Here is a 22,607-nt window from a genome sequence, read left to right on the forward strand (position 1 = left end):
CTACTTTCGCGAGAGACCCTGCGGGGATCAGCATCTCTCGAACTTCTTCCGCGAAGCGCCTCCTCGCAGGAGGCAAATTTGGACTCAGCGGTTCGAATTCGCCAGGTTTCGGCAAGACCCCTCCCAATTGAAGCAACGTTGAGCACAGATAGGCCGCCAATATTACTGCGGCAGAGAGTATTTCGAACGGACCACGCTGTTCAAATTTTTTGAACAAGCCACATCTTGCGCTGATTCAGCCCTGTGGTGTTTGGTTGGTAGGCGCCGATCCGGCGATAGATTCGCCCGTGTTGCATTCATGCCACGGGTCCCCACCGACCAGAAGAGGTTGAACAAGCAGTGTCTGCTCCTATGTGGAACGACGTCAACGCCAAGCTCGGCACCATGAAGCGCGTGGCGCTGTGGCTGATGCAAAGCGTCGGCGCCGGAAACATATTCACCAAGTCCGAACTTCGCGACGCTTTCCCCGACGTCGCGCAGATCGACCGCCGCCTTCGCGATCTGCGCGATTTCGGCTGGCAGATCGACACCAACCGCGAGGACGCATCGCTTGACGCCAACGAACAGCGGTTCGTCGAGGCCGGCAAGCCGGTGTGGGAGCCCGGCATGGCAACCAGACCGGCAACCTCGACTGTCTCCGCGGCAAAAAGACACTCCCTGTTGCTCCGCGATAAGCACATGTGCCGTTCCTGCGGGATAGGGCCGGGCGAGCGGTTCCCAGGCACCACCGCAAAGTCCCAACTGGACGTGGCCAACCGCACTGTCCTCCTGGCAAGCGGCGAGGTCCGAACCGAACAGGTCATCGAATGCAATCGATGCCGTATCGGAGGCCGCGGGTCTGAGGTCGACCTCGAATCGCTCATGAAAGAATTCGAGTCGCTGACGCCGCTCGAACAGCAGATGCTGAAAACATGGGTTGAGCGGGATGCTCGCAGCTTCAGTGTTGCCGAGACGCTCTGGGCCAGCTACCGGGCTCTGCCTTCGGACGCCCGCGATCAAATGCGTGCCACTATCCTCTGACGGCCTCGCAGCAACTGCGCCGGCCAACGGATAGGCGGTCGGCTATTGGCGCTGCCGCTAACGGCCTATCCTCTACCACTCATATATCCCCATGAGCACCAAGGAGATCTCGTGCTTGCAGACTTCGGGCTGCCCCCCACCGCCGCTGCCACTCGCCAGCAGGTCGCGCAGAGACTCGATGATCAGCGCAGTGCGGGCGGTGTAGCCGAAACGCTCACTGTGGAGTTTCGCGGTGCGCCCCATCACCTACAAGTCATCGACATGCCGCTCGACGCCTTGTATTACAACCCGGGAACACACCGCATTCGCGCACAGCGAAGCTTCGACGCAGCTCGGGACGCTCTTCTGGTGGCAGATCCGTGGAGTCCAGAGAGTCAAGATTACCTAGCTTATCTGCTCACAATTCGCCCGTCCGAGCCCGACCATCGCGACCCGGAATTCATTGAGCTGAAGAAAAGCCTCTCCGAGCATAAGCAGAACGAGCCGGGTCTGATTACCCGCGAAGGCATTCTCGTCAACGGCAATACGCGCTGCGCCGCGTTGCGGGAACTCAATACTACGAATCACATGCGGGTCGGGGTGTTGCCCGCATCGTGTACGTGGGCCGATATCAACGACGTTGAGATTGCACTCCAGCTGCGGCCAGACGATCGCCGTCAATATTCATATATCAACCGACTCCTGGCCATCGAAGAACAGCAGGTAATGCTAGGAAAGAACCTGCCACAGATCGCGAAGACGTTCCATACCGATGTACGCTCGGTCGAGCGCGACCTTTGGGTGCTTGCCGAACTGCGCGAACTCATCAGCCGCAGCAGAACTTCCAGCGGTGCCTCGCTGCGGCTTATGGATCTGGAAGCATCGCAGGAAAAGCTAGCCGAGCTCTACCGTACGTGGGACAAGGAACAGAAGAAAAACAAGGACAAGGCCGACCTGATGAAGGAGGCACGGATGGCTGCAATCGTCCTCAACTTCTCGAAAACGGACGTCCGCAACATTGAGCCCAACTTCCAGAGTCGGTACTTGGAGAAATTCCTCCCCGACGACCTTAAGCCGACGGTGCCCACCGAACCTAACACTGTGTCGATTCCCGGTCTGAATCGCTCTATGAAGACATCGGGCACCGAGGTGATAGCAGCACGTTCACTGACGGACCGGCTCCTCAAGGCGAAGGCAATCCAAGCGGCCAGTGATACGACACCGGCCGAGAAGACCTCTGCCGCAACCGTTGTCGAGTCGCTCTGGAACGCGTACAACGAGGCACTCGATCCAGCAGGCCGGGATGTCCGTCTGCGGAAGAAGCGTCAGGCCGCCCCGGACCGAGTCAATGATGCCAGCAAGGACCTGGAGCAAGCGGTTACCGACCTTGTGTTGTCCAGGGGAAATTCCAGCCTGGACGAAGGAGCTTTTGATGACGCTCTCGACAAGCTCCGCACGGTCCTGTGTGATCTCGCGGACGAGGCCGAACGCACCATCGATTCCCCCAGGGGCCCCGCACTTTCGTGGCTGATCAAAGCGTCGAAGACCAAGAGGGTTCAGGAGTGACCGAAGACATCGATATCTCGTCTCTTCGCCTCGGCTTCGACATCACCCGCACTCGCGTAGAAGTCCGCACCAACCACGCACACCAAGCCGACTTCGCTCAGTTGATCACCCGAATCTCACCGAGCGCAGACCGAAGCACAGTCTCCGCCGCGATCGACCTTGATGACTTCCTCATTAACCTTGCGGCGCTGAGTACCTGGCCGCACTCGGATGTCGTTTGGGACGATGACCTAGTCACTATGGTGAACGGTGTCCTCGACGACTCCGAAAGAGTCCAGCGAAGCCTGGAACAGAGCACGCTGACCGACAGCGACGAAGTTATACAGGCTGAAGACGTCCCTCGGCTGCTAGGCGCGGATTGGATCGCCGACCTCACACAATTCCAACTCCGAGATATCGCCCGTCTGATCTCGTTGCGGCACAGCGCGAATTTCAGTGTTCCAGGCGCCGGCAAGACGCGTGTAGCTCTTGCGGTGTACTCAGCGATGCGCGAACGTGGCGAAGTGGGCCGCCTGCTAGTCGTAGGGCCGAAGTCCTCCTTCGAATCGTGGGAATACGAGAGCTCAGTGTGCTTCAAGGAGCCTCTGATAGTCGAGCTTCCCGATCAGCCGCCAAATCCGCTGGCCGAGGTGCGCATCGTGAATTATGAGCGGCTCGACCGCTCGCTCAACAAACTCGCCGACTGGTTGCGAGCGTCCCCATCGATGGTCCTCCTGGACGAAGCCCACAGGATGAAACTCGGTGCCAACGGAAAGTACGGCGCAGCCTGCCTCGCACTGGGCCCGCTAGCCAGCCGGCGGCTGATCCTCACCGGGACGCCAGCCCCAAACGGTGCACGGGATCTGGAAAGTCTGTTCTCGTTCGTCTGGCCGGGTCACGGCAAGCGGGTCGTGACCGAGGCGGTCGCCGGCGGAAACCTGGCCTACGCGAGTTCCGTTCTGCGCCCACTGTTCACACGGACTACCAAGCATGAACTGGGACTGCCGCCGTTCGAGCCGAAGATCCGTTATCTGGACATGCCCCCTCTGCATCGGGAGATCTACGAGGCTCTCAAGGGTAACTTTTCATCGCGAGCTGAGAAGTCGCGCAACAGGATCGAAGGACTTGGCCGGGCAACCCTTCGGCTGCTGATGGCTGCGATCAGCCCGGCGCTGTTGCTGGAGGGAGCTAGCCGGTACGAGCCGCTCGAATATCAAGTGCCGGCACTGGTCCCCGAGCCGGGCGACTCCATGTACGAGCTGATCCAGAAGTTGCCGAGCCTTGAGCTGTCACCGAAATATCAAGAGACCCTGAAGATCGTCTCCGACAACGTGGCCCTGGGCCGAAAGACACTGGTGTGGACAACTTTCGTCCGTAGCCTCACGACCCTGGAGAAACTTCTCGAAGGGTACAACCCTGCGTCCGTGTACGGCGGGACAGCCGACCGCGCAGACGAGATCCGCCGGTTCCGGACAGACCCGAACTGCCATGTGCTCATTTCCAATCCAGCCACACTCGGCGAAGGCATCAGCCTCCATCAGGTGTGCCACGACGCCGTCTATGTCGACCGAGACTTTCTGGCCGGCCGATTCCTGCAGAGCCTCGATCGGATTCACCGGCTAGGGCTACCAGCAGATGCCGAGACGCGCGTCACCGTTCTTGCTTCGACTAAGACCGTGGACGACATCGTACGGATGCGACTCGATGCGAAACTCCAGTTCATGGGGAAGATCCTGGATGATCCGGCAGTGCAACAGCTCGCCGACCTTGAGGAAGAACCCGCAGTAGGCGCAGGCCTCGACGTAGCCGATATCCAAGCGATGTTGCGTTACTTCGGAGTTCAGAACTGACAGCTACCAACGCGCTAGCGCTATGCCGAGGTTGGAGTAGTCGAGCAGACGTCCCTGCCCGACTACCTCATCCCAGTCGTCGCGTTGCTTCGCGTTACCTACCGCTGCGACTGCGGCTGCCATCGCTTCGAAGGCGTAGTGGTACGTCGCATCCACTTCACCGGTGCCGCGCGCGATGGACGCCAGCCGTGACGGGAGTGGCTCGGCGGTGACGACCACCAAATGCGGAAGACGACCACGACGGTGCCGGATCATGACGCTGTTCTCGTGGCGGATGTTCTGCACCCGATCCGAACGGATAGACCACTTACACGCCACCGCGGCGTGAAGCCACGGCGTGCTCGACCCCGGTTGCGTACCAGCGATACCGACGGTTACATCAGGAGTGATGATGTAATCCGTGCCGAGGGTTATGCGCAGATTCGGATCTGCGTCGATCGCTCGTTGTATGGCTGTCAGATGCTGGTACTGAACGTAGCTGACGATCTTCCGCCCGTGATGTACTTCCCACTGACGGCCCGAATCGAGTTCGGAAAGAACCGCACCGAGGTCGTAGGCCACTTGGCTTTCCAGTAGCGCGCCTGGATTACTGGGCGGCTCGATAGCTGGCAGGCCAGAACGATTCGGGTTGGGGATGTCGAGGTTGTCGAGCATCGCCTCGGCTAGTCTCAGGCTTGAGACGTTGTCGATATCCGCCGAGTTAGGAACCCAGTCCCAATTGAGCTTGTTCCCTTTGCTTCGCTTCCAGCCGAGTAGATCCACCCCGAACGGCATCATCATGGCCATGATCTAACCCCAAAGTGAGACGCGCACTCAAAGTTTGGCTGTGAAGGTAGAAGATCACATACGATCGCTCACATGTTCGGTTACCGGCTGCGCGATTGCGGCAACTACTATGGCAACCGCCTCCCGAAGTTCGACGTGCTCCCATACTCGGACCACACGCCACCCCGCGTCGGTCAGCGCAGCATCTGCTGCTCGATCTCGGGCAATCGTCCGCTCGAGCTTCGGTCCCCAGTACCAGTCGTTGACTTTCGGCCGACGGCCATGCTCGGGGCAGGCATGCCAGAAGCAGCCGTCGACGAAGACCGCTACCTTGCGGCCGGTGAACACGATATCCGGACGGACACGAGCGCCACCCAGGTCGAGTCTGTGATCCTTCCGGTACCGGTAGCCAAGCCGAAAGAGCTCTTTACGCAGTGTGACCTCGGGCTTTGTATCAGAACGCTTATTGGCGCGCATGTTCCGCGATCTGCCAGCGTTGGCAGCGGCTGGGTAAGCACGCACACTGGCGGTCTCTCCCTCGAGGTCGTCCATACCGATCCTGACAGCGGGCCCGTTCATGACGTACGGAAAGATACGCCACTGTCGTTGTCGACGGCTGACCCGTCCGAGCGAAAGGCCCCCGCATGAGCGAACTCACAGTCATCGAGATCTGTGCGGGAGCCGGCGGTCAGAGCCTAGGCCTGCATCGAGCTGGGTTCAGCCACATCTTGTCTGTCGAGCTCGACGCCACGGCCGCCGAGACCTTGCGAGTCAACGCCGTTGAGACTTTCGGCCTCGAAGAGCGAAACGGCAGGTTCTGGCCAGCCTCGACGAAGGTAGAGGGCCGGACAGAAGACCGAGAAGGCAGTAAGCAGTTAACTTTCGACATGCCAGATATTACGGACGAGGCGGCACCGTTCGGGAAAGAAGGATGGGCGATCCGGGTCGGCGACGTAGCCGATGTCAGCATCTTCAATCCCAGAGATTACTCACCCCAAGTACGAAAGAAACAGGGCCTTCGCCCAGTTGATTTGCTGGCTGGCGGCGTGCCATGCCCTCCGTTTTCGATCGCCGGGAAACAACTTGGAGCGACCGACGAACGTGATCTGTTCGCCTGGGCGGTTGAGCAAGTCGCAATTATCAAGCCTAGAGCGCTACTACTGGAGAATGTTCGCGGATTGAGTATGCCGCGCTTCGCTGGCTATAGACAACATGTCTTAGACCGCCTTCGCGAGTTCGGATATGAAGCCGATTGGCAGCTCATCCATGCCTCGCACTACGGTGTGCCCCAGTTGCGGCCTCGATTCATTCTCGTCGCTATGCAGAAAGCCGAATTCAAACGCTTCGATTGGCCAGAAAAGTCCCTTTGCACTGACACCGTCGGCAGCGCGCTCGGGCAAATCATGGGCCGAGGCGGTTGGAACGGTGTTGACAACTGGATCAAGAATGCCGACGACATAGCGCCGACTATCGTTGGCGGCTCGAAGAAGCACGGTGGCGCCGACCTCGGTCCGACGCGAGCCAAGCGAGCATGGGCCGAACTCGGGGTCGACGGCACTGGCATTCATGACACACCGCCGCCCTACGCGAAACGCCCCATGATCGACGGCAAGCCGAAACTAACCGTCGAGATGGTTGCGCGACTGCAAGGATGGGTATTTATTGACCGCACCTCAGCCGAGCACCTGGAAACTGTCAAGAAAGAACTTGGCGACGACCCTGATAATAAGATGCAGTATGCGTGGCGGTTTGCAGGCCAGAAAACTTCACAGTATCGTCAAATCGGCAACGCCTTTCCGCCGCCGGTTGCATATGCGATCGGTTCTTCAATTGCACGCGCCCTCACCGGAAAAGCGCCAAAAATAAACCGAAGTATAGATACAGCAACCGATCCGGTTTACCGAGCACTAAAAGATGCGCAGTCGTACCTATCCGCAGCTCAAATTGCAGAACGTGTCGGCGAAGAAATAAGCGATCCCGAGATCGACCGTCGCATCAGCCTACTGTCGATAGACTTCGAAATTCTCCGGAAGCAGGAAGAAGACCAGTTCCTGTACATGTTGGGCAATTTTCGAGCATTTACCGGGCAAAAAGGGCATGCGCGGCACGAATTCTATCGGACCGCACGATCCCGGGTCAGCTGATAGATTAGGAAACTTGCAATATTGCCCTGATGTTCGTCTTCATGACCGTGGCAGCCGACACGGTCGAGCGAGGCATCAGAAGGCCCCGTGGCGAATATTCGGTACACCGTCTTGACCTCAAGCATGATTGAGGTCTTAGCGTAAAGACATGCCCTTCATGTCCATAGAACGCGCGTATCTCACCACCCAGAACCTCGGCCGCCTGGCCACAGTCACCCCAGGTGGCAAGCCCCTGATCGCCCCGGTCGGCTTCCAACTGAACGACGACGGGACCATCGACATCGGCGGCCCCAACCCCGAGTCGCAGCGATACCGAAACGTCCAGTCCAACCCGAATGTCACGTTCGCCGTGGACGATATGACTCCCGACGAGCCGGGAGCGGTCAAGCCCGGCTGGGGACGCGGAGTCATCATCCGCGGCCTGGCGGACGTGCTCACCGTGGAGACGCCACCTGTCGCCCCGGAGTGGTTCTCCAACAAGATCATTCGAATTCGTCCGGTCCGGATCCACAGTTGGCACATCGATCCGGACAAGCCCGAGGGGGAAGTTCGGGTTGCGGGATAGGGGTAGACCCTGAGTGGGCTCATCCTTGCGGGGGATTCTCACCCGGAAGTCGGGGCGACACCGGTGACCCTCGGCTTGTTCTGCGCGAGACTTCATGCAGGGCAATCGAGTTGGGAGACGGTGAGCGGGATGGGCAGACGACATATGGCGCGGGTGGCGGTTGCGGCGGCGATCGTCGCGGTTCCGCTTGCGGCGCTTGCTGTTCCGGCGCAGGCCGAGCCGACCGCCCCACACGCGACTCAGGTTCGGCACGAGCACTGGAACGTCCCGCGGGACGTGCAGGGCGCCTGGGACGACCGGAATCGTCATGGCCGGTGGGACGATCGCTACCCCTACGAGCGTCGTCACCACCCTCGCCCGGGTTGGCAGCGATCCGTACCTCCGGGATGGTTCGGGAGCAGTTAGACCGGGTGCGATGGCCCGGCGCCACACGGGGCGCCGGGCCATCGGCGTTCGATCAGTCGGGGTCGTCGATGCTCGGCGCGCGGCGATGACGTCGCCATTTCCAGTAGACGACGCCGAGGACGACGAGTACGACCACAATCAGCGCCGCCCAGGTATCGATTCGTTGCAGGATTGCGGTGAATGACTGGCCGATCGCGTAGCCGGCCATCACCATCGCGCAACCCCAGATGATCGCGCCGAGCGTGCTGGTCACCAGGAACCGCGCGTAGCTCATCGAGGACATGCCGACCAACTGCGGCAGCATGGTTCGGAAGAACGTGCTGAAGCGGCCGAACACCACGGCCCAACTGCCGTGGCGTTCGAAGTACCGGCCGGAACGGTCCAGTCGCTCGCGATGACGTTCGAAGATCGCCCAGCGCAGGATTCGCGCGCCGAAGATTCTGCCGGTGCCGAATCCGACACTCGCGCCGATGATTGCGGCGATGACGACGAGAGAAAGGGTGGTCGGCAGATCGAGCCGTCCGCGGTTGGCGGCGACGCCTGCCAGGATCGCGGCGGTGTCGCCGGGCACCAGGAGTCCGAAGACCATGGCTTCCTCGGCGCACACCAACAGCGCCACCACCAGGTACGTCCACACCGGTGGAAGGCTCAGGATGCGCTGAACCAGCGAGTCCATACCGTCGACGCTAACCATTGCCGGACCGTCACGTCGGGAGACGGTCCGCGAGTCGCAACGCCCACACGATATCGGTACGGCGCGATCGACGGCTACATTCCGAATGGAACAAATGAACGACATCTTCGACATACCTCATACGGATCGACCCGAACACGAATCGACCCCGAAGGAGCCGAACGGATGAAATTCGGTCGTATCGCCGCCGGTATCGCACTCGCTGCCGCCGCACTGACCATGGCCCCAGCCGTCGCGTCCGCCGACGACCCGCAATTCCCGCGCAACGGCGTGATCCCACCCGGCACGTATCACATCACCAGGCACCCCTCCAACGTCCTGGGCTCCCCCATGGAGAACTGTGACCTGCAGGTTTTCCGGGACCATATCGTTGTCGTGCTGGTCTGCGGGGAGTCCGGAGTCACCGGACGCCAGGCCCCGGTCGGACCAGACGAAACTCGAATTACGTTCGACGACAGGCCGTTCGGCCTGGATCTGCAGGACATCGACCCGCGGTTCGGACAGTGGATCGGCATCCCGAACATCGCCGGAACACAACTGAAGGCGCCGTATCCCCTGGCGGGAATCACGCTGAACCGCCGCTGATTCGGTAGGGCGCGGCTCCGTGGAGGCTTCCCTGCGCGGAGCCGATCGGCTCATCGAGGAGTATGCCGCGATCTCACTCCGACCCGGCAACTCGCCCACCGGGACTCGGGCGAAAGAAGACTGTCGCGCCGAGGGCCGAACCGCGGAAGCCCTACGGCCAAGGAACTCGCTTGCGACCGGCGCGGGGGGTGGAGCCAGGAGGGGCCGCGGGATAGCGACGCGGTGTGCCGACGCAGCTGATAGAACTGACTGCGACCGTCGTCAGTTCAGCGTCGGACGCACCGTGTTATCCGTGAGAGAGGCCGGCTCAGTGGACCGTAGCTCATTCCAGAAACTCTTCGACCTCAGCGGACGGACCGCGATCGTCACCGGCGGCACTCGAGGAATCGGGCTTGCGCTGGCCGAGGGGTTGGCGTGTGCGGGGGCGAATGTTGTTGTCGCCAGCCGGAAGCCGGAGGCTTGTGAGAAAGCGGTAGAGCGGTTGCGGGAGTTGGGGGCCGAGGCCATCGGGGTGCCAACCCATCTGGGAGAGATCGATGGGTTGCAGGCGTTGGTGGCCAGGACGGTGGAGGCGTTCGGCGGGGTCGACATCGTGATCAACAATGCCGCCAACGCACTGGCTCAGCCGTTGGAGGTCATGCAGAAGACCGCGGTGGACAAGTCGTTCGCGGTGAATGTGCAGGGGCCGTTGTTTCTGGTGCAGGCGGCGCTGCCGTATCTGCGGCAGAGCAAACACGCCGCCGTGCTGAATTTCGGATCCATCGGGGCGTTGGGGTTCTCCGGCGGCCTGGCGATGTATTCGGCGGGGAAGGCGGCATTGTTGTCGTTCACCCGCTCGATGGCCGCCGAATTCGCCGCCGACGGCATCCGGGTGAACGCGATCGCGCCCGGTGCCGTGGACACCGATATGGTGCGCAACAATCCGCAGGAAGTGGTGGACGCGATGGCTGCGGCACCCCTGCTGCGGCGGCTCGGTGAGCCGGACGAGCTGGTCGGGCCCGCGCTCCTATTGTGTTCGGACGCAGGCAGTTTCATCACGGGGCAGACGTTCGTCATCGACGGCGGCACCGTTCCGCGCTGACCGCGAAGGAGGCAGGCGCTGGAGCGGCTTTCTCCCGAGTGCGAATCCGACAAAACCGCCATCCGAGCAGATCAGCGAGACTACCGCAGGTATGCCGGTATACATATGGCATGCCCGACCTGACGACCATCAAGATAACGAAGGTGGTTCACGATCGATTGCAACGAGTCGCCGCCGCCAAGGGGGTCACTCTCGCACAGGCGATCGACCAGCCTCTGGATACAGCCGCAGCTCAGCCGAAGCCGACGATCGGGGGCTACCGCAGCGATCGTCCTGATTCACGGCACACCTCACCCATCCGACTCGCAGCGAACGGAGCAGAACATGAAGGAATTCCTGGTCGAGATCACCACCACGATTCCCGATGGCACCGATCCGGCCGAGGTCGACGCACGCCGCGCCGCCGAAGCCGTCCGCGCCAAGGAACTCGCGGCCACCGGCCACCTGGGGCGGCTCTGGCGGCCCGTCGGCGAGATGCGCAGCATCGGTCTGTGGCGAGCCGAAGACGAAAACGACCTCTGCACAAACGTTCTCGGATCACTGCCGCTCAAGGACTGGATGAACTTCACGATCACCGCCGTCCAGCCGCACCCGAACGATCCGGGCGCGGCCGGCGCACAGTGATTCGCCAGCTTTCGGCGGTTCATCGCGGAGTCTGGCGGCCCGGATTCCGTCTGAGGCTTGCTCAGGACGACGTGGCGTTGTGGTCAGGTCCCACAATCTCTTCCATCAGCATCCGTAGCGTGAGCGAGTGCTTCTCCGGCGGTAGCGCATCGAGCGCGGCCTGTGCCAGCTTTACGCCCTGGTCGCGGTCGCCAGCGCGGACCACCATAAGTCCCCGGTGCATTGCCAGATGAGTAGCGAACCTGGGCAACTCCGGCGGCAACTCGGCGCGGGCGTCCTTCTGGGCTTGGACCGCTATCTTCTCGTCGCCGAGGCGGGCCGCTAGCAAGGACAGGAAGACATTCACTCGCCACCACGGCACCGCGTAGTCCGAGGTCTGTTCTTCCGAGTACGACACGTCGAATTCGCGGCGTCCGGTGTCTATCAGATCGTGGGCGGTCGTTCGGTCGCCTTGGATGGCTGCGGCGTGGGCTTTGCCCCAGATGGCATTCAGTCGGCCGAGGCTGTGTCGGTCGGAGATGCTGAGGGCCTGGTCCGCGAAGGTGTGGGCGACCGGCAGCGACGCGCCTTCGTAGCCCAGCGCGATAGCTGCCCGGCCACGTACCCAGACTCGGATGTCGGTGTCCTCGGAGCGGTCGGCAGCCTGGGCGGCCATGCGATACCACGAGATTGCCTTGTTGCCGTCGCTGCCCGGGTACGTTTTGGCGAACAGTGTCATCAGTCGAGCAGCGACAGCCCACATGCGCGGGGAATCCAACTGCTGTTGCAGGACAACGAGATCAGTGGCAAGTCGTTGTTGAATCTGTGCCGCACCCTGGCTCATGTAGTCGGTGCCGTACTGCGCGAGCGTGCTCTCCCATTCCTCCACAGTCGGGCCGGCGGAGTGCAGACGAGTCGAAAACCCTTGCGACAGAATATCGGACGCCACCACGGGCGCTATCGACGTCGCGGCGAGATGAGATAAGAATTCGCGACGGTTCACGTCTGCCTCCAACAACTCCTGCGGGCAATCCAGAACCGCCGCGAGATGGCGTAGCCAAAACGGCGACGGCTCAGTCTTTCCCGACTCCCAATGGCGCGAGATGTATTCGCGGGTCATGTTGTAACCCGACGACTTGGACAACTCGCCGGCCAGCTTTCCCTGGCTCCACCCCTGGGCAACACGCAGCTGCCTGATCAATCTTCCAGTGTCCGCGGACATATCACCTAGCTTGCCACCGTTCGCGACCTTCCCGCGCCTCTTGCGCAGTAATGCCACCCCCGGTGCCACTAGCGCCCGCCTGTCGCCGCAAAGGGTCTGTGACCTGCGATGTAATGCCACCCTCTTGCCACTCCAGGCCCGCCTGTTCCATCGCAATGCTTGAAGACAGGTCCCGACTCCGGGTCGATCTTTCCCGCCGACTGATCCTCGGTGTCGGGGCCGTACCAATCGAACCAAGGGGTACCGGATGGGAACGGTTGCCGAATCGGCCGTGCTGGGTGTGCTCGCGCCCGGCGGAATGCTCACCAGGTGTCAGATCACCGAACAGGCCCAGCTGACCAGTTGGAGCGCCCGCCGGGCGATCGGACGTCTGTCCAGTCGCGGCCTGATCATGCCGACCTTGAACCGGGCGCGCTGGTCGATCACGGCTCGCGGCTTGGGCGCCCTGGCCGGAGCGCGGCAGCGATGAGGGCGCATCCTATGGCGCTGGGGTGGATCGATCCCGATGTCAGCACGGCGTGGGATTGGGAACGCGCTCAGGTCCGCCGGCTCGCGCGCGCACTGGGCTACCGACTGGTGTGGCCGAATGAGAATGCGTTGCTTCCGTTGGTCGATCAGGTACACAGTACCGAGGTCGATGCCGTGATCACCCCGACACCGGATCACTTGGACGTGCTCACCCTGCACGCCGTGATGTGCATTGCTGAGGTCCATACCGTTTGTCCCGCAATGTGTTTCGATCGATGGGCGCTTTCGCCTACCCGGTCGCGGGGATCGCGATGAGCGCCGAATCCTGGTTGGTTCTCGCGGCTCTCTTCGCTGTTGGCGGGGGTGTGGTCTGCCTGCTGTTGCGCGCCGACCGAGAGTACGAGCGAGCAGACAGTGAAGCGCCGACACAGATCCTACGGAGTGCGTGGTGGACACACGAAGCGCCGGACCATGTACTGAATGTCATTGGCGCGCACCGCATTATGCAGCGACATCGCAACTGTGATCGCGCGGATTGCCCACGCAAGGCGGTGGCCTATCGGGTGCTCGTGGAGGCCCAGCACATCCGGCCGGACTCAGGCCGCGCCTATTGAGAACGTCCCGAACTCACGCGGACGAATGGATACACAACTAGATAGATAGGGGGAAATACCATGCGGCACAATACATCTCGACTCTCATATCTGATGGCTGCCGTCGTCGTGGTCGGTGCGGGCCTCGCGGCCGGTGCCGAGGGTGAGGCAGCAGCCGCGCCGCCGGAGCAGTGTCCGATGTCGGCGGTCGTTGTCCGGAAGGGGATACCCGAGTATGAGAAACGCTGGTGCGACAGCCAGTACCAGACGATGATCAACGACTGCAACAACCGGTTCCATGACGACAGCACCCTGGCGCATCGGTGCATCGTGGAGGCGAACCAGTGGTACGCGGCATGCCTTCGCGGCGAACACCTGCACTACCGGCTTGCCCGTGCCGTTCCCGCCGATAGGCTCCGCCCATGACGAGCAACATCGATCTGAACGATTACGGCGAGTTCGGCGAACCCATCGCGACACGCGAACTGACCTCCGGTGTCACGGGGGGCTCGGTGGTCGTCGCTATCGGCTCACCACGGCAACACCAAGCCGGATTGTGGTTGTGTCCCTACCGGATCACCGGAATCGAGGCTGATCCGATTACCGGCAGTATCGCGGGTGTGGACTCGATGCAGGCCCTTCAGGATTCCGTGCTGATCGTGGGGGATGTGCTCGCCTCCACCGGGCACCCGGTCACCTTCCACGGCGAGGATGATCCCGGGTTCCGTCGTCTCTCCTGACCTGTGGAGGCCCGTCGGCGCTACGCCGGCGGGCCTCCTTCACGTGATGCAGCGGCTAGCGGGCCGCAGCGGATGCGAAAACCCTACGCGGTCTCGGTGATCGGCCGGTCGACCCAGCTCATCAGGCCGCGCAGCTTGGCGCCGGTGACCTCGATCGGGTGCTCGGCGTTGGCCTTGCGCAGGCCCTCGAGCTCCTTGTTGCCGCCCTCGACGTTGGCGACCAGGCGCTTGACGAAGGTGCCGTCCTGGATGTCCTTCAGGATCTCCTTCATCCGCTCCTTGGTGCTCGCGTCGATGACGCGCGGGCCCGAGAGGTAGCCGCCGAACTCCGCGGTGTCGGACACCGAGTAGTTCATGCGCGCGATGCCGCCCTCGTACATCAGATCGACGATCAGCTTCAGCTCGTGCAGCACCTCGAAGTAGGCCATCTCCGGCGCGTAACCGGCCTCGACCATGACCTCGAAACCGGTCTTGACCAGTTCCTCGGTGCCACCGCAGAGCACGGCCTGCTCACCGAACAGGTCGGTCTCGGTCTCCTCCTTGAAGGTGGTCTTGATGACGCCCGCGCGGGCGCCGCCGATCGCCTTCGCGTAAGACAGCGACAGGGCCTGGCCCTCACCCTTCGGGTCCTGGTCGACCGCGATCAGGCAGGGCACGCCCTTGCCGTCGACGAACTGACGACGCACCAGGTGGCCGGGGCCCTTGGGGGCGACCATGCCGACGGTGACGTTGCCCGGGGCCTTGATCAGGCCGAAGTGGATGTTCAGACCGTGACCGAAGAACAGCGCGTCGCCGTCCTTCAGGTGCGGCTCGATGTCGTTGGTGAAGATCGACGCCTGCGCGGTGTCCGGGGCGAGCAGCATGATCACGTCGGCCCACTCGGAGACCTCGGCGGGAGTGCCGACCGTCAGCCCGGCCTCCTCGGCCTTGACCCGCGACTTCGAGCCCTCCTTCAGGCCGATGCGGACCTCGACGCCGGAGTCACGCAGGCTCAGCGAGTGCGCGTGCCCCTGCGAGCCATAGCCGATGACGGCGACCTTGCGTCCCTGGATGATCGACAGGTCGGCGTCGTCGTCGTAGAACAGCTCGATAGCCACTGTTTGTATCCCTTCGCGGATGATCCCCGAGCGTGCCGGGGAGTGTGTTCGGTACGCGCCACCAGGCGCATTCAGTTCAATGCATCAATTTGGATCGGACCCCGCGGCAGCGGGGGAAAGCAGTTGCGCCGACCTATCGACCGACGACAACCCTAGTCCTCGCGGCGCGGCGTCGACGCAGCGCCCGTCCCCTACCACCGCGTACGGCGCGAGACCTACGTCACCGGGTCGCGGTGATCGATTTCGGGCCGCGCCCCACCGCCACCACGCCGGACTGCACGATCTCCCGGATGCCGTAGGGCTCGAGCATGCGCAGCAGCGCGTCGAGCTTGGACCGGGTGCCGGTCGCCTCGACGGTGAGCGCATCGGGCGAGACGTCGATCACCTTGGCGCGGAACAGGTTCACCGATTCGATGACCTGGGTGCGCACGCTCGAATCGGCGCGCACCTTCACCAGGATCAGCTCGCGGGCCACCGAGTTGTCCGAATCCTGCTCCACGATCTTGATGACGTTCACCAGCTTGTTGAGCTGTTTGGTCACCTGCTCGAGCGGCAGGTCCTCGACCGTCACCACGATCGTCATCCGTGAGACGTCCGGCAGTTCGGTGCCGCCGACCGCGAGGGATTCGATGTTGAATCCGCGTCGCGAGAACAGGCTCGCCACCCGGGCCAGCACGCCGGGTTTGTCCTCCACCAGCACGCTGAGGGTGTGGGTGGTGCTCATTGATGGTTCCCCTTCTGCCCGGCCTGCTCGTGCGCCATCGCCTCGTGGATCACCGAGGGCTCCGCGGCCGCTTCGTCGTCGTCGAACAGCGGGCGGATACCGCGGGCTGCCATGATCTCGTCGTTGGAGGTGCCGGCGGCGACCATCGGCCACACCTGCGCGTCCTTGCCGACGATGAAATCGATCACCACGGGGCGGTCGTTGATGGACTGCGCCTCGCGGATCGCGGCCTCCACATCCTCTTCCTTCTCCACGCGAATTCCGTGGCAGCCCAACGCTTCCGCGAGCTTGACGAAATCGGGGATGCGCAGGGTGTGCGTGCCCAGATCGGTGTTGGAGTAGCGCTGCTCGTAGAACAGCGTCTGCCACTGCCGGACCATGCCGAGGTTGCCGTTGTTGATCAGCGCGACCTTGATCGGCACGCCTTCCACGGCGCAGGTGGCCAGCTCCTGATTGGTCATCTGGAAGCAGCCGTCACCGTCGACCGCCCACACCTCTTTGTCCGGCGCGCCCATCTTGGCGCCCATGGCCGCCGGCACGGCGTAACCCATGGTGCCCAGACCGCCGGAATTGAGCCAGGTACGCGGCTTTTCGTACTTGATGAACTGCGCGGCCCACATCTGGTGCTGGCCGACGCCGGCACAGTAGATGGCGTCGGGCCCGGCGAGCCGGCCGAGCGTCTCGATGACGAATTCCGGGGACAGCGAACCGTCGGAGGTCGGACTCCAGCCCAGCGGATAGCTCTCGCGGACACCGTCGAGGTAGCTCCACCAATCCGAAAGCTCCAGCAGCGCGGTGTTTTCCGTGGCCGATTTGGCGGGGTCGGCCTTGAGGGTCTCGATCAGCTCGGCGATCACCTCGCGGCAGTCGCCGACGATCGGCACGTCCGCGTGCCGGTTCTTGCCGATCTCCGCGGGGTCGATATCGGCGTGGATCACCTTGGCGTTCGGGGCGAACGAGTCGAGCTGGCCGGTGACGCGGTCGTCGAAACGCGCGCCCAGGGTGATCAGCAGATCCGACTTCTGCAGTGCCGCAACGGCTCCCACGGTGCCGTGCATACCGGGCATACCCATGTTCTGCCGGTGGCTGTCCGGGAACGCGCCGCGCGCCATCAGCGTCGTGACGACCGGGATGCCGGTCAGCTCGGCCAGTTCCAGCAGCTCGGCCGACGCCTCGGCCTTGATCACGCCGCCGCCGACGTACAGCACCGGGGACTTCGAGTCCAGGATCATCCGGGCGGCCTCGCGCACCTGCTTTCCGTGCGGTTTCGTCACCGGACGGTAGCCGGGCAGCCGCATCTCCGGCGGCCAGCTGAACAGCGTCTGCGCCTGCAGCACGTCCTTGGGGATGTCGACCAGCACCGCGCCGGGACGACCCGTCGAGGCCAGGTGGAAGGCCTCGGCGATCATCCGCGGGATGTCGAGCGGATCGTTGACCAGGAAGTTGTGCTTGGTGACCGGCATGGTGATACCGGAGATGTCCGCCTCCTGGAAGGCGTCGGTGCCGATCAGGCTCCGGCCGACCTGACCGGTGATGGCCACCAGCGGCACCGAGTCCATCTGCGCGTCCGCGATCGGGGTCACCAGGTTCGTCGCACCTGGTCCGGATGTGGCCATGCACACACCGACCTTGCCGGTGGCCTGGGCGTATCCGGTCGCGGCGTGACCCGCGCCCTGCTCGTGCCGGACCAGCACGTGCCGGACTTTGGTGGAATCGAAGAGCGGATCGTAGACCGGGAGTACCGCACCGCCCGGAATACCGAAGACCGTGTCGACGCCGAGCTCCTCGAGGGAGCGGACGACCGACTGCGCGCCGGTGACCCGCTCGGGCGGGACCTGGCGGCGGTTCGGTGCGGCAGTAGTCGCGGATGCCGGCTGATTGGCCGAGGGCGCGGGCCTGCGAGCCGAGGGCCCGGGCCGTGCGGTAGGTGCGCTCACCGTCTTGATCCTTTACTGCTTGTCATTCCTGAGTGGAACTGGCCTGAACACAAAAAAGCCCCCGACAGCCGATGGCTGATCGAGGGTGGCGCGTCGCAGCTACGAGCTGAAGTAATCAGTCTCAGCGCTGGACGCGCCGGCCGATTACGAGGAGCTCGATTCGATTCACGCGCACGACCGTATGTGGGCGTGCGGCGTTGAGTCAAATTCCCTGACATGGGTGTCCCATCATGTGAGACAGGGCGGTATCTGTGTCCGATCGCCTTGATGCGAGGATGTGGGTGTGTCCTCGTCGCATCAGTCCGTGCCACCTGCTCGATCGTCCCACATCGCAGACCAGGTACCCGATACCGGGCGGGTGATCAGGAACCCGCGCCTCGGTCATCTCGCCGTGTTCGTGCTGCTGTTCTGTGTTGCATTTGCCTTCTTCGGCTGGCCCCAGGTGCTGTGGGTTCTGTTCGTCATTCCGATCGCCGTCGCGATCTGGATCGAGCGCACCCGGACGAAGGTGTCCGCGTCGGGGCTGGATCTGCGGACGTTCTTCGGTTCGCGGCATATCGACTGGTCACAGCTGCAAGGGGTGAGCATTCCCAAGCGCGGCTACGTGCGCGCGCATCTGTCCGACGGGTCCGAGGTGCCGCTGCCCGCGGTCGGATACGACCGGCTGCGGAAGCTGATCGAGGCGAGCGGGGGACGCATCCCGGACCCGTTCGCGGCGGCCGAGGCGGCCGCGGCGAAGGCCCGCGCCGAGGCCGCGGCGGCGGAAGCCGAAGCGCCCGAGGACACCGGCGAAGAGACCGAGAGCACCGACGCGAACGCCGAGTCCGGCGCGAAGGGCGAACGCGACTGAGGGAATATCGGTCACGACGCGTGCGCTGACAATGGAACCGGCCGATCGCGGCACAACATGCCGCGGGTCCGCCGAGTCGCCCACCGGCGCATAACCTCCTCCTCACTCGGGAGTACCGTAAAAGGGCCGTCCAGGCAGTCACCAGTCGCCGAACAGCCCCCCGCGACGAGATTCGAGGACCCGACACCTATGCCACCGCTTCGTTCACGCACCACCACGGCCGGACGCAACGCCGCAGGCGCACGCGCGCTGTGGCGGGCCACCGGCCTCACCGATTCCGATTTCGGTAAGCCGATCGTCGCCATCGCGAACTCGTACACCCAGTTCGTTCCCGGCCACGTGCATCTGAAGGATGTCGGCGAGATCGTGGCGGACGCGGTCCGGGCCGCGGGCGGCGTGCCGCGCGAATTCCACACCATCGCCGTGGACGACGGCATCGCGATGGGGCACGGCGGCATGCTCTACTCGCTGCCCAGCCGCGAGATCATCGCCGATTCGGTGGAGTACATGGTCAACGCGCACACCGCCGACGCGCTGGTGTGCATCTCCAACTGCGACAAGATCACCCCCGGCATGCTCAACGCCGCGATGCGGCTGAACATCCCGACGGTGTTCGTCTCCGGCGGTCCGATGGAGGCCGGTAAGGCCGTGGTCGTGGGCGGCGTCGCGCAGGCTCCGACCGATCTGATCACCGCCATCTCGGCCAGCGCCTCGAGCGCCGTGGACGACGAGGGCCTGACCGAGGTCGAGCGCAGCGCATGTCCGACCTGCGGTTCCTGTTCGGGCATGTTCACCGCCAACTCGATGAACTGCCTGACCGAGGCGCTGGGCCTGGCGCTGCCGGGCAACGGCTCCACGCTGGCCACCCACGCGGCGCGCCGCGCGCTGTTCGAGCGGGCCGGTAAGACCGTCGTGGAGATCGCGAACCGCTGGTACCGCGAGGACGACGACTCGGTGCTGCCGCGAAACATCGCCAATGCCAAGGCTTTCCGCAATGCGATGGCGCTGGACGTCGCGATGGGCGGTTCCACCAACACGGTGCTGCACACCCTCGCCGCCGCGCAGGAGGGCGAGATCGACTTCGATCTGGCCACCATCGATGAGATCTCGCGCCGGGTGCCGTGCCTGTCGAAGGTCTCCCCGAACTCCGACTACCACATGGAAGACGTGCACCGGGCCGGCGGCATCCCCGCCATCCTGGGTGAGTTGCGTCGCGCGGGTCTGCTGGAGACCGACGTCAGCACCGTGCACACCCGCACCATCGACGAATGGCTCGACACCTGGGACATCCGTTCGGGCAAGGCCTCCGAGGAGGCGCTGGAACTGTTCCACGCCGCGCCCGGCGGGGTGCGCACGACCGTGCCGTTCTCCACGGAGAATCGCTGGTCGTCGCTGGACACCGACGCCGAGGGCGGCTGCATCCGCGATCTCGCGCACGCCTACACGGTCGAGGGCGGACTGTGCGTGCTCAAGGGCAATATCGCTCCCGACGGCGCGATCCTCAAGACCGCGGGCATCGATGAGGACCTGTTCACCTTCGAGGGTCCGGCCGTGGTGCTCGAATCCCAGGAGGACGCGGTCTCGGCCATCCTCGGCAAGAAGATCACCCCCGGCGACGTCGTGGTGATCCGGTACGAGGGCCCCGCGGGCGGCCCGGGTATGCAGGAGATGCTGCACCCCACCTCGTTCCTGAAAGGTCTGGGCCTGGGCAAGGTCTGCGCGCTGATCACCGACGGCCGCTTCTCCGGCGGCACCTCGGGCCTGTCCATCGGCCACATCTCCCCCGAGGCCGCCAGCGGCGGAACCATCGGCCTGATCGAGAACGGCGACCGCATCCGCGTCGACGTGCACACCCGCGCACTGGAACTGCTGGTCTCCGATGAGGTCCTCGCCGAACGCCGCGCGAAAATGGAAGCGCGCGAACGTCCTTGGCAGCCGGTCGCCCGCGATCGTCCGATCACCACCGCCTTGCGCGCCTACGCCGCGTTGGCGACGTCGGCCGACAAGGGCGCCGTGCGGCGCGTGCCGTAAGCGCTCTCGACCAATTCGGGCCCGCTCACCACGAGCGGGCCCGAGCGGTGGTCCGATTACCCTGCTGTGGAACGTCTTCCGGCACTCAGGGCATACATGAGCCCGCCGCCGAGGATGACGCCGACGGGCCAGGACAGCGCGGTTATGTACTGGGAGTGAGGGATCAGGGCTGTCAGGACTCCGGCTGTTCCGGAGATCGCCAGGGCGGTCAGGGCTCGGGGGTTGAAGCCGCGGGTGTAGTGGTATACGCCTTGGGGCGCTTCGGAATACAGGTCGGCTACTACGGTGTGCTGGCGGCGGATCAAGTAGTAGTCGACGATCAGGATGCCGAAGACCGGGCCCATCAGGGCGCCTACGCCGCCCAGGAAGTAGATGATGAAATTCTGGTTGGCCCAGAGCTTCCAGGGCAGTACCAGGATCGACAGCACGGCGGTGATGATGCCGCCGCTGCGGAACGAGATGTATTTCGGTGCGGTGTTGGAGATGTCGTAGGACGGGGAGACGAAGTTCAGCACCACATTGATGCCGACAGTGGCGATCGCGAACACCGCCGCGGCGAGGATGACGATCGTATCGCTGTGGATGTGCGCGACCAGCTCCACCGGATCGGACAGCACCTTGCCGTACACCTTCAGCGTGGCCAGTGAGATGACGATCGATATCACCACGAAAGCGGTCTCGTTGAACGGAATACCCCACGCGTTGCCGCGCAGAATGGCCTTCCTGCTGGGCGAGAAGCGCGCGAAATCGGCGTAGTTCACCAGCGGCCCCGCCATGAACGCCACCATCAGGAACGCCACCCCGACGAATGCGGCCACCGTCTTGCCGCCCGAGAGCGCCGTCCCGGCGCGGGAGTCGAAATCGATACTCCACCCGGCCTTTCCGAGAATCCAGATCGCCAGCGCGAGCATCCCGATCCACACCACCGGCCCCGCGAAATCCGAAACCCGGCGCACCACCCCCATGCCGTACGTGATGATCAGCAGTTGCACCACCCACAGCACCAGAAACGAGATCCAGCCCAGCTCCGACAGGCCGATGAAGCTGTGCTGCGTCAACGATTTCAGCCCGGGCGCGACCCGCAGCAACAACACGATCAGCGCGGTGGAGGCCAGGTACGTCTGAATGCCGTACCAGAACACGGCGACCAGCGCGCGCAGCAGTGCGGGGATGTTCGCGCCGAATATTCCGAACGCGCCGCGGGCGAACACCGGGAACGGCACCCCCACTCGCTGCCCCGCCACGCCGATCAGATTGCTACCGCCCCACAGCACCAGAACTCCGGCGAACAGCGCCAGCATGGTCTGCCACCCAGTCAGCCCGAGCGCGAGCATGCCCACGGCGAACCCGTAACTGCCGATGCTGTGCGCCGAGGTCATCCAGAGGCAGAACAGATCCCAGGTGCGCCAGGCGTCGGTCTCCGCCGTTGTGGGTGTCAAGTCCGCGTTGACCAGCGCCGAACGTGCTATGGCCGGCTGAGTCTGTGCTTTCGTCATGGCTGTTTCCCTACTCGATCTGCACCGCGTGCACTACCGCTCGAATCACGACTTCGCCCCGCCCTCGCCGAGGTCGTCACCGAAGGGCGGAAGCACGGTGAAACCTGTTGTCGGCCAGGAAAACCGGCAAACCGAGCGGGGTCGCGCGGGCCTCGATCCGCGCCACAGTTGCCGCTGCCCCGTGCGCGAGGCATGGTCGCGGGATGATTCGAT

At 63.6% G+C, this 22,607-nt stretch carries 21 protein-coding genes and 1 pseudogene; 14 read left to right on the plus strand and 8 right to left on the minus strand.

The features are described 5' to 3' along the window. Positions 1-351: 351 nt before the first annotated feature. From AC5WS7_RS39680 to AC5WS7_RS39690, 3 genes are all read left to right on the plus strand, one after another. Positions 352-1,020 carry a KpnI family restriction enzyme N-terminal domain-containing protein gene (locus AC5WS7_RS39680; RefSeq protein ID WP_495959815.1) on the plus strand — a complete coding sequence of 223 codons (669 nt, stop codon included), beginning with the start codon at positions 352-354 and terminating at the stop codon, positions 1,018-1,020. Between the two features lie 111 nt (positions 1,021-1,131). After that, complete coding sequence (locus tag AC5WS7_RS39685; protein ID WP_495959816.1) at positions 1,132-2,565, plus strand: transcriptional regulator; 1,434 nt, start codon at positions 1,132-1,134, stop codon at positions 2,563-2,565. Then, positions 2,562-4,394 (plus strand): DEAD/DEAH box helicase, encoded by a 1,833-nt coding sequence (locus tag AC5WS7_RS39690; RefSeq protein ID WP_495959817.1) that lies wholly within the window; start codon positions 2,562-2,564, stop codon positions 4,392-4,394. Before AC5WS7_RS39685 ends, AC5WS7_RS39690 begins: the two co-directional genes overlap by 4 nt. A gap of 3 nt (positions 4,395-4,397) precedes the next feature. Here the strand turns inward: AC5WS7_RS39690 and AC5WS7_RS39695 are convergent, their stop codons facing one another. Both AC5WS7_RS39695 and AC5WS7_RS39700 read right to left on the minus strand, forming a co-directional pair. Further along, positions 4,398-5,180, minus strand: coding sequence for an NgoMIV family type II restriction endonuclease (locus tag AC5WS7_RS39695; protein ID WP_495959818.1), 783 nt, complete (start codon positions 5,178-5,180; stop codon positions 4,398-4,400). Positions 5,181-5,234: 54 nt separating this feature from the next. Then, positions 5,235-5,711 carry a very short patch repair endonuclease gene (locus AC5WS7_RS39700; RefSeq protein WP_495959819.1) on the minus strand — a complete coding sequence of 159 codons (477 nt, stop codon included), beginning with the start codon at positions 5,709-5,711 and terminating at the stop codon, positions 5,235-5,237. Positions 5,712-5,803: 92 nt separating this feature from the next. Here AC5WS7_RS39700 and AC5WS7_RS39705 point away from each other — a divergent pair. Then, positions 5,804-7,024: pseudogene (locus tag AC5WS7_RS39705) on the plus strand (DNA cytosine methyltransferase); the annotation flags it as partial. A 427-nt stretch (positions 7,025-7,451) separates the two neighbouring features. Next, positions 7,452-7,868 carry a PPOX class F420-dependent oxidoreductase gene (locus AC5WS7_RS39710; RefSeq protein WP_495959820.1) on the plus strand — a complete coding sequence of 139 codons (417 nt, stop codon included), beginning with the start codon at positions 7,452-7,454 and terminating at the stop codon, positions 7,866-7,868. 457 nt (positions 7,869-8,325) lie between these two features. Here AC5WS7_RS39710 and AC5WS7_RS39715 read toward each other — a convergent pair whose 3' ends face one another. Continuing rightward, positions 8,326-8,949, minus strand: coding sequence for a DedA family protein (locus AC5WS7_RS39715; protein ID WP_495959821.1), 624 nt, complete (start codon positions 8,947-8,949; stop codon positions 8,326-8,328). 183 nt (positions 8,950-9,132) lie between these two features. Here AC5WS7_RS39715 and AC5WS7_RS39720 point away from each other — a divergent pair, with 183 nt between their 5' ends. From AC5WS7_RS39720 to AC5WS7_RS39730, 3 genes are all read left to right on the plus strand, one after another. Then, entirely contained in the window at positions 9,133-9,552 is a 420-nt protein-coding gene (locus tag AC5WS7_RS39720) for a hypothetical protein (RefSeq protein ID WP_495959822.1), read from the plus strand. A 310-nt stretch (positions 9,553-9,862) separates the two neighbouring features. Continuing rightward, positions 9,863-10,633, plus strand: a complete 771-nt coding sequence (locus AC5WS7_RS39725; RefSeq protein ID WP_495959823.1) for an SDR family NAD(P)-dependent oxidoreductase — start codon at positions 9,863-9,865, stop codon at positions 10,631-10,633. 324 nt (positions 10,634-10,957) lie between these two features. Further along, positions 10,958-11,257: a muconolactone Delta-isomerase family protein gene (locus tag AC5WS7_RS39730; protein WP_495959824.1), complete on the plus strand. Its 300-nt coding sequence runs from the start codon at positions 10,958-10,960 to the stop codon at positions 11,255-11,257. 61 nt (positions 11,258-11,318) lie between these two features. On the opposite strand, the gene AC5WS7_RS39735 is transcribed toward AC5WS7_RS39730, so the two are convergent. Continuing rightward, the gene (locus AC5WS7_RS39735; RefSeq protein ID WP_495959825.1) at positions 11,319-12,437 is read right to left on the minus strand and encodes a helix-turn-helix domain-containing protein; all 1,119 of its coding nucleotides are present in this window, start codon (positions 12,435-12,437) and stop codon (positions 11,319-11,321) included. A gap of 268 nt (positions 12,438-12,705) precedes the next feature. Between AC5WS7_RS39735 and AC5WS7_RS39740 the strand changes: the two genes are divergently transcribed. The 4 genes from AC5WS7_RS39740 to AC5WS7_RS39755 all read left to right on the plus strand — a co-directional run bounded on the left by AC5WS7_RS39740 (position 12,706) and on the right by AC5WS7_RS39755 (position 14,259). Next, positions 12,706-12,927, plus strand: a complete 222-nt coding sequence (locus AC5WS7_RS39740) for a hypothetical protein (protein ID WP_495959826.1) — start codon at positions 12,706-12,708, stop codon at positions 12,925-12,927. A gap of 274 nt (positions 12,928-13,201) precedes the next feature. Then, positions 13,202-13,540 (plus strand): hypothetical protein, encoded by a 339-nt coding sequence (locus AC5WS7_RS39745; RefSeq protein WP_495959827.1) that lies wholly within the window; start codon positions 13,202-13,204, stop codon positions 13,538-13,540. Positions 13,541-13,633: 93 nt separating this feature from the next. Next, complete coding sequence (locus AC5WS7_RS39750; RefSeq protein WP_495959828.1) at positions 13,634-13,945, plus strand: hypothetical protein; 312 nt, start codon at positions 13,634-13,636, stop codon at positions 13,943-13,945. After that, the gene (locus AC5WS7_RS39755) at positions 13,942-14,259 is read left to right on the plus strand and encodes a DUF6968 family protein (RefSeq protein WP_495959829.1); all 318 of its coding nucleotides are present in this window, start codon (positions 13,942-13,944) and stop codon (positions 14,257-14,259) included. The genes AC5WS7_RS39750 and AC5WS7_RS39755 overlap by 4 nt, the downstream gene beginning before the upstream one ends. An 83-nt stretch (positions 14,260-14,342) precedes the next feature. On the opposite strand, the gene ilvC is transcribed toward AC5WS7_RS39755, so the two are convergent. From ilvC to AC5WS7_RS39770, 3 genes are all read right to left on the minus strand, one after another. Beyond that, positions 14,343-15,356, minus strand: coding sequence for a ketol-acid reductoisomerase (gene ilvC, locus AC5WS7_RS39760; protein ID WP_495959830.1), 1,014 nt, complete (start codon positions 15,354-15,356; stop codon positions 14,343-14,345). 220 nt (positions 15,357-15,576) lie between these two features. After that, positions 15,577-16,080, minus strand: coding sequence for an acetolactate synthase small subunit (gene ilvN, locus AC5WS7_RS39765; protein WP_067888649.1), 504 nt, complete (start codon positions 16,078-16,080; stop codon positions 15,577-15,579). Then, positions 16,077-18,017, minus strand: coding sequence for an acetolactate synthase large subunit (locus AC5WS7_RS39770; RefSeq protein ID WP_495959831.1), 1,941 nt, complete (start codon positions 18,015-18,017; stop codon positions 16,077-16,079). The genes ilvN and AC5WS7_RS39770 overlap by 4 nt, the downstream gene beginning before the upstream one ends. A 358-nt stretch (positions 18,018-18,375) precedes the next feature. Here AC5WS7_RS39770 and AC5WS7_RS39775 point away from each other — a divergent pair, with 358 nt between their 5' ends. Both AC5WS7_RS39775 and ilvD read left to right on the plus strand, forming a co-directional pair. Then, entirely contained in the window at positions 18,376-18,867 is a 492-nt protein-coding gene (locus AC5WS7_RS39775) for a PH domain-containing protein (RefSeq protein WP_495959832.1), read from the plus strand. A 189-nt stretch (positions 18,868-19,056) separates the two neighbouring features. Continuing rightward, positions 19,057-20,898, plus strand: coding sequence for a dihydroxy-acid dehydratase (gene ilvD, locus AC5WS7_RS39780; protein WP_495959833.1), 1,842 nt, complete (start codon positions 19,057-19,059; stop codon positions 20,896-20,898). Positions 20,899-20,954: 56 nt separating this feature from the next. On the opposite strand, the gene AC5WS7_RS39785 is transcribed toward ilvD, so the two are convergent. After that, the gene (locus AC5WS7_RS39785; protein WP_495959834.1) at positions 20,955-22,394 is read right to left on the minus strand and encodes an NCS1 family nucleobase:cation symporter-1; all 1,440 of its coding nucleotides are present in this window, start codon (positions 22,392-22,394) and stop codon (positions 20,955-20,957) included. Positions 22,395-22,607 lie beyond the last annotated feature (213 nt).

It is taken from the genome of Nocardia sp. PLKS1-43 (assembly GCF_059510335.1).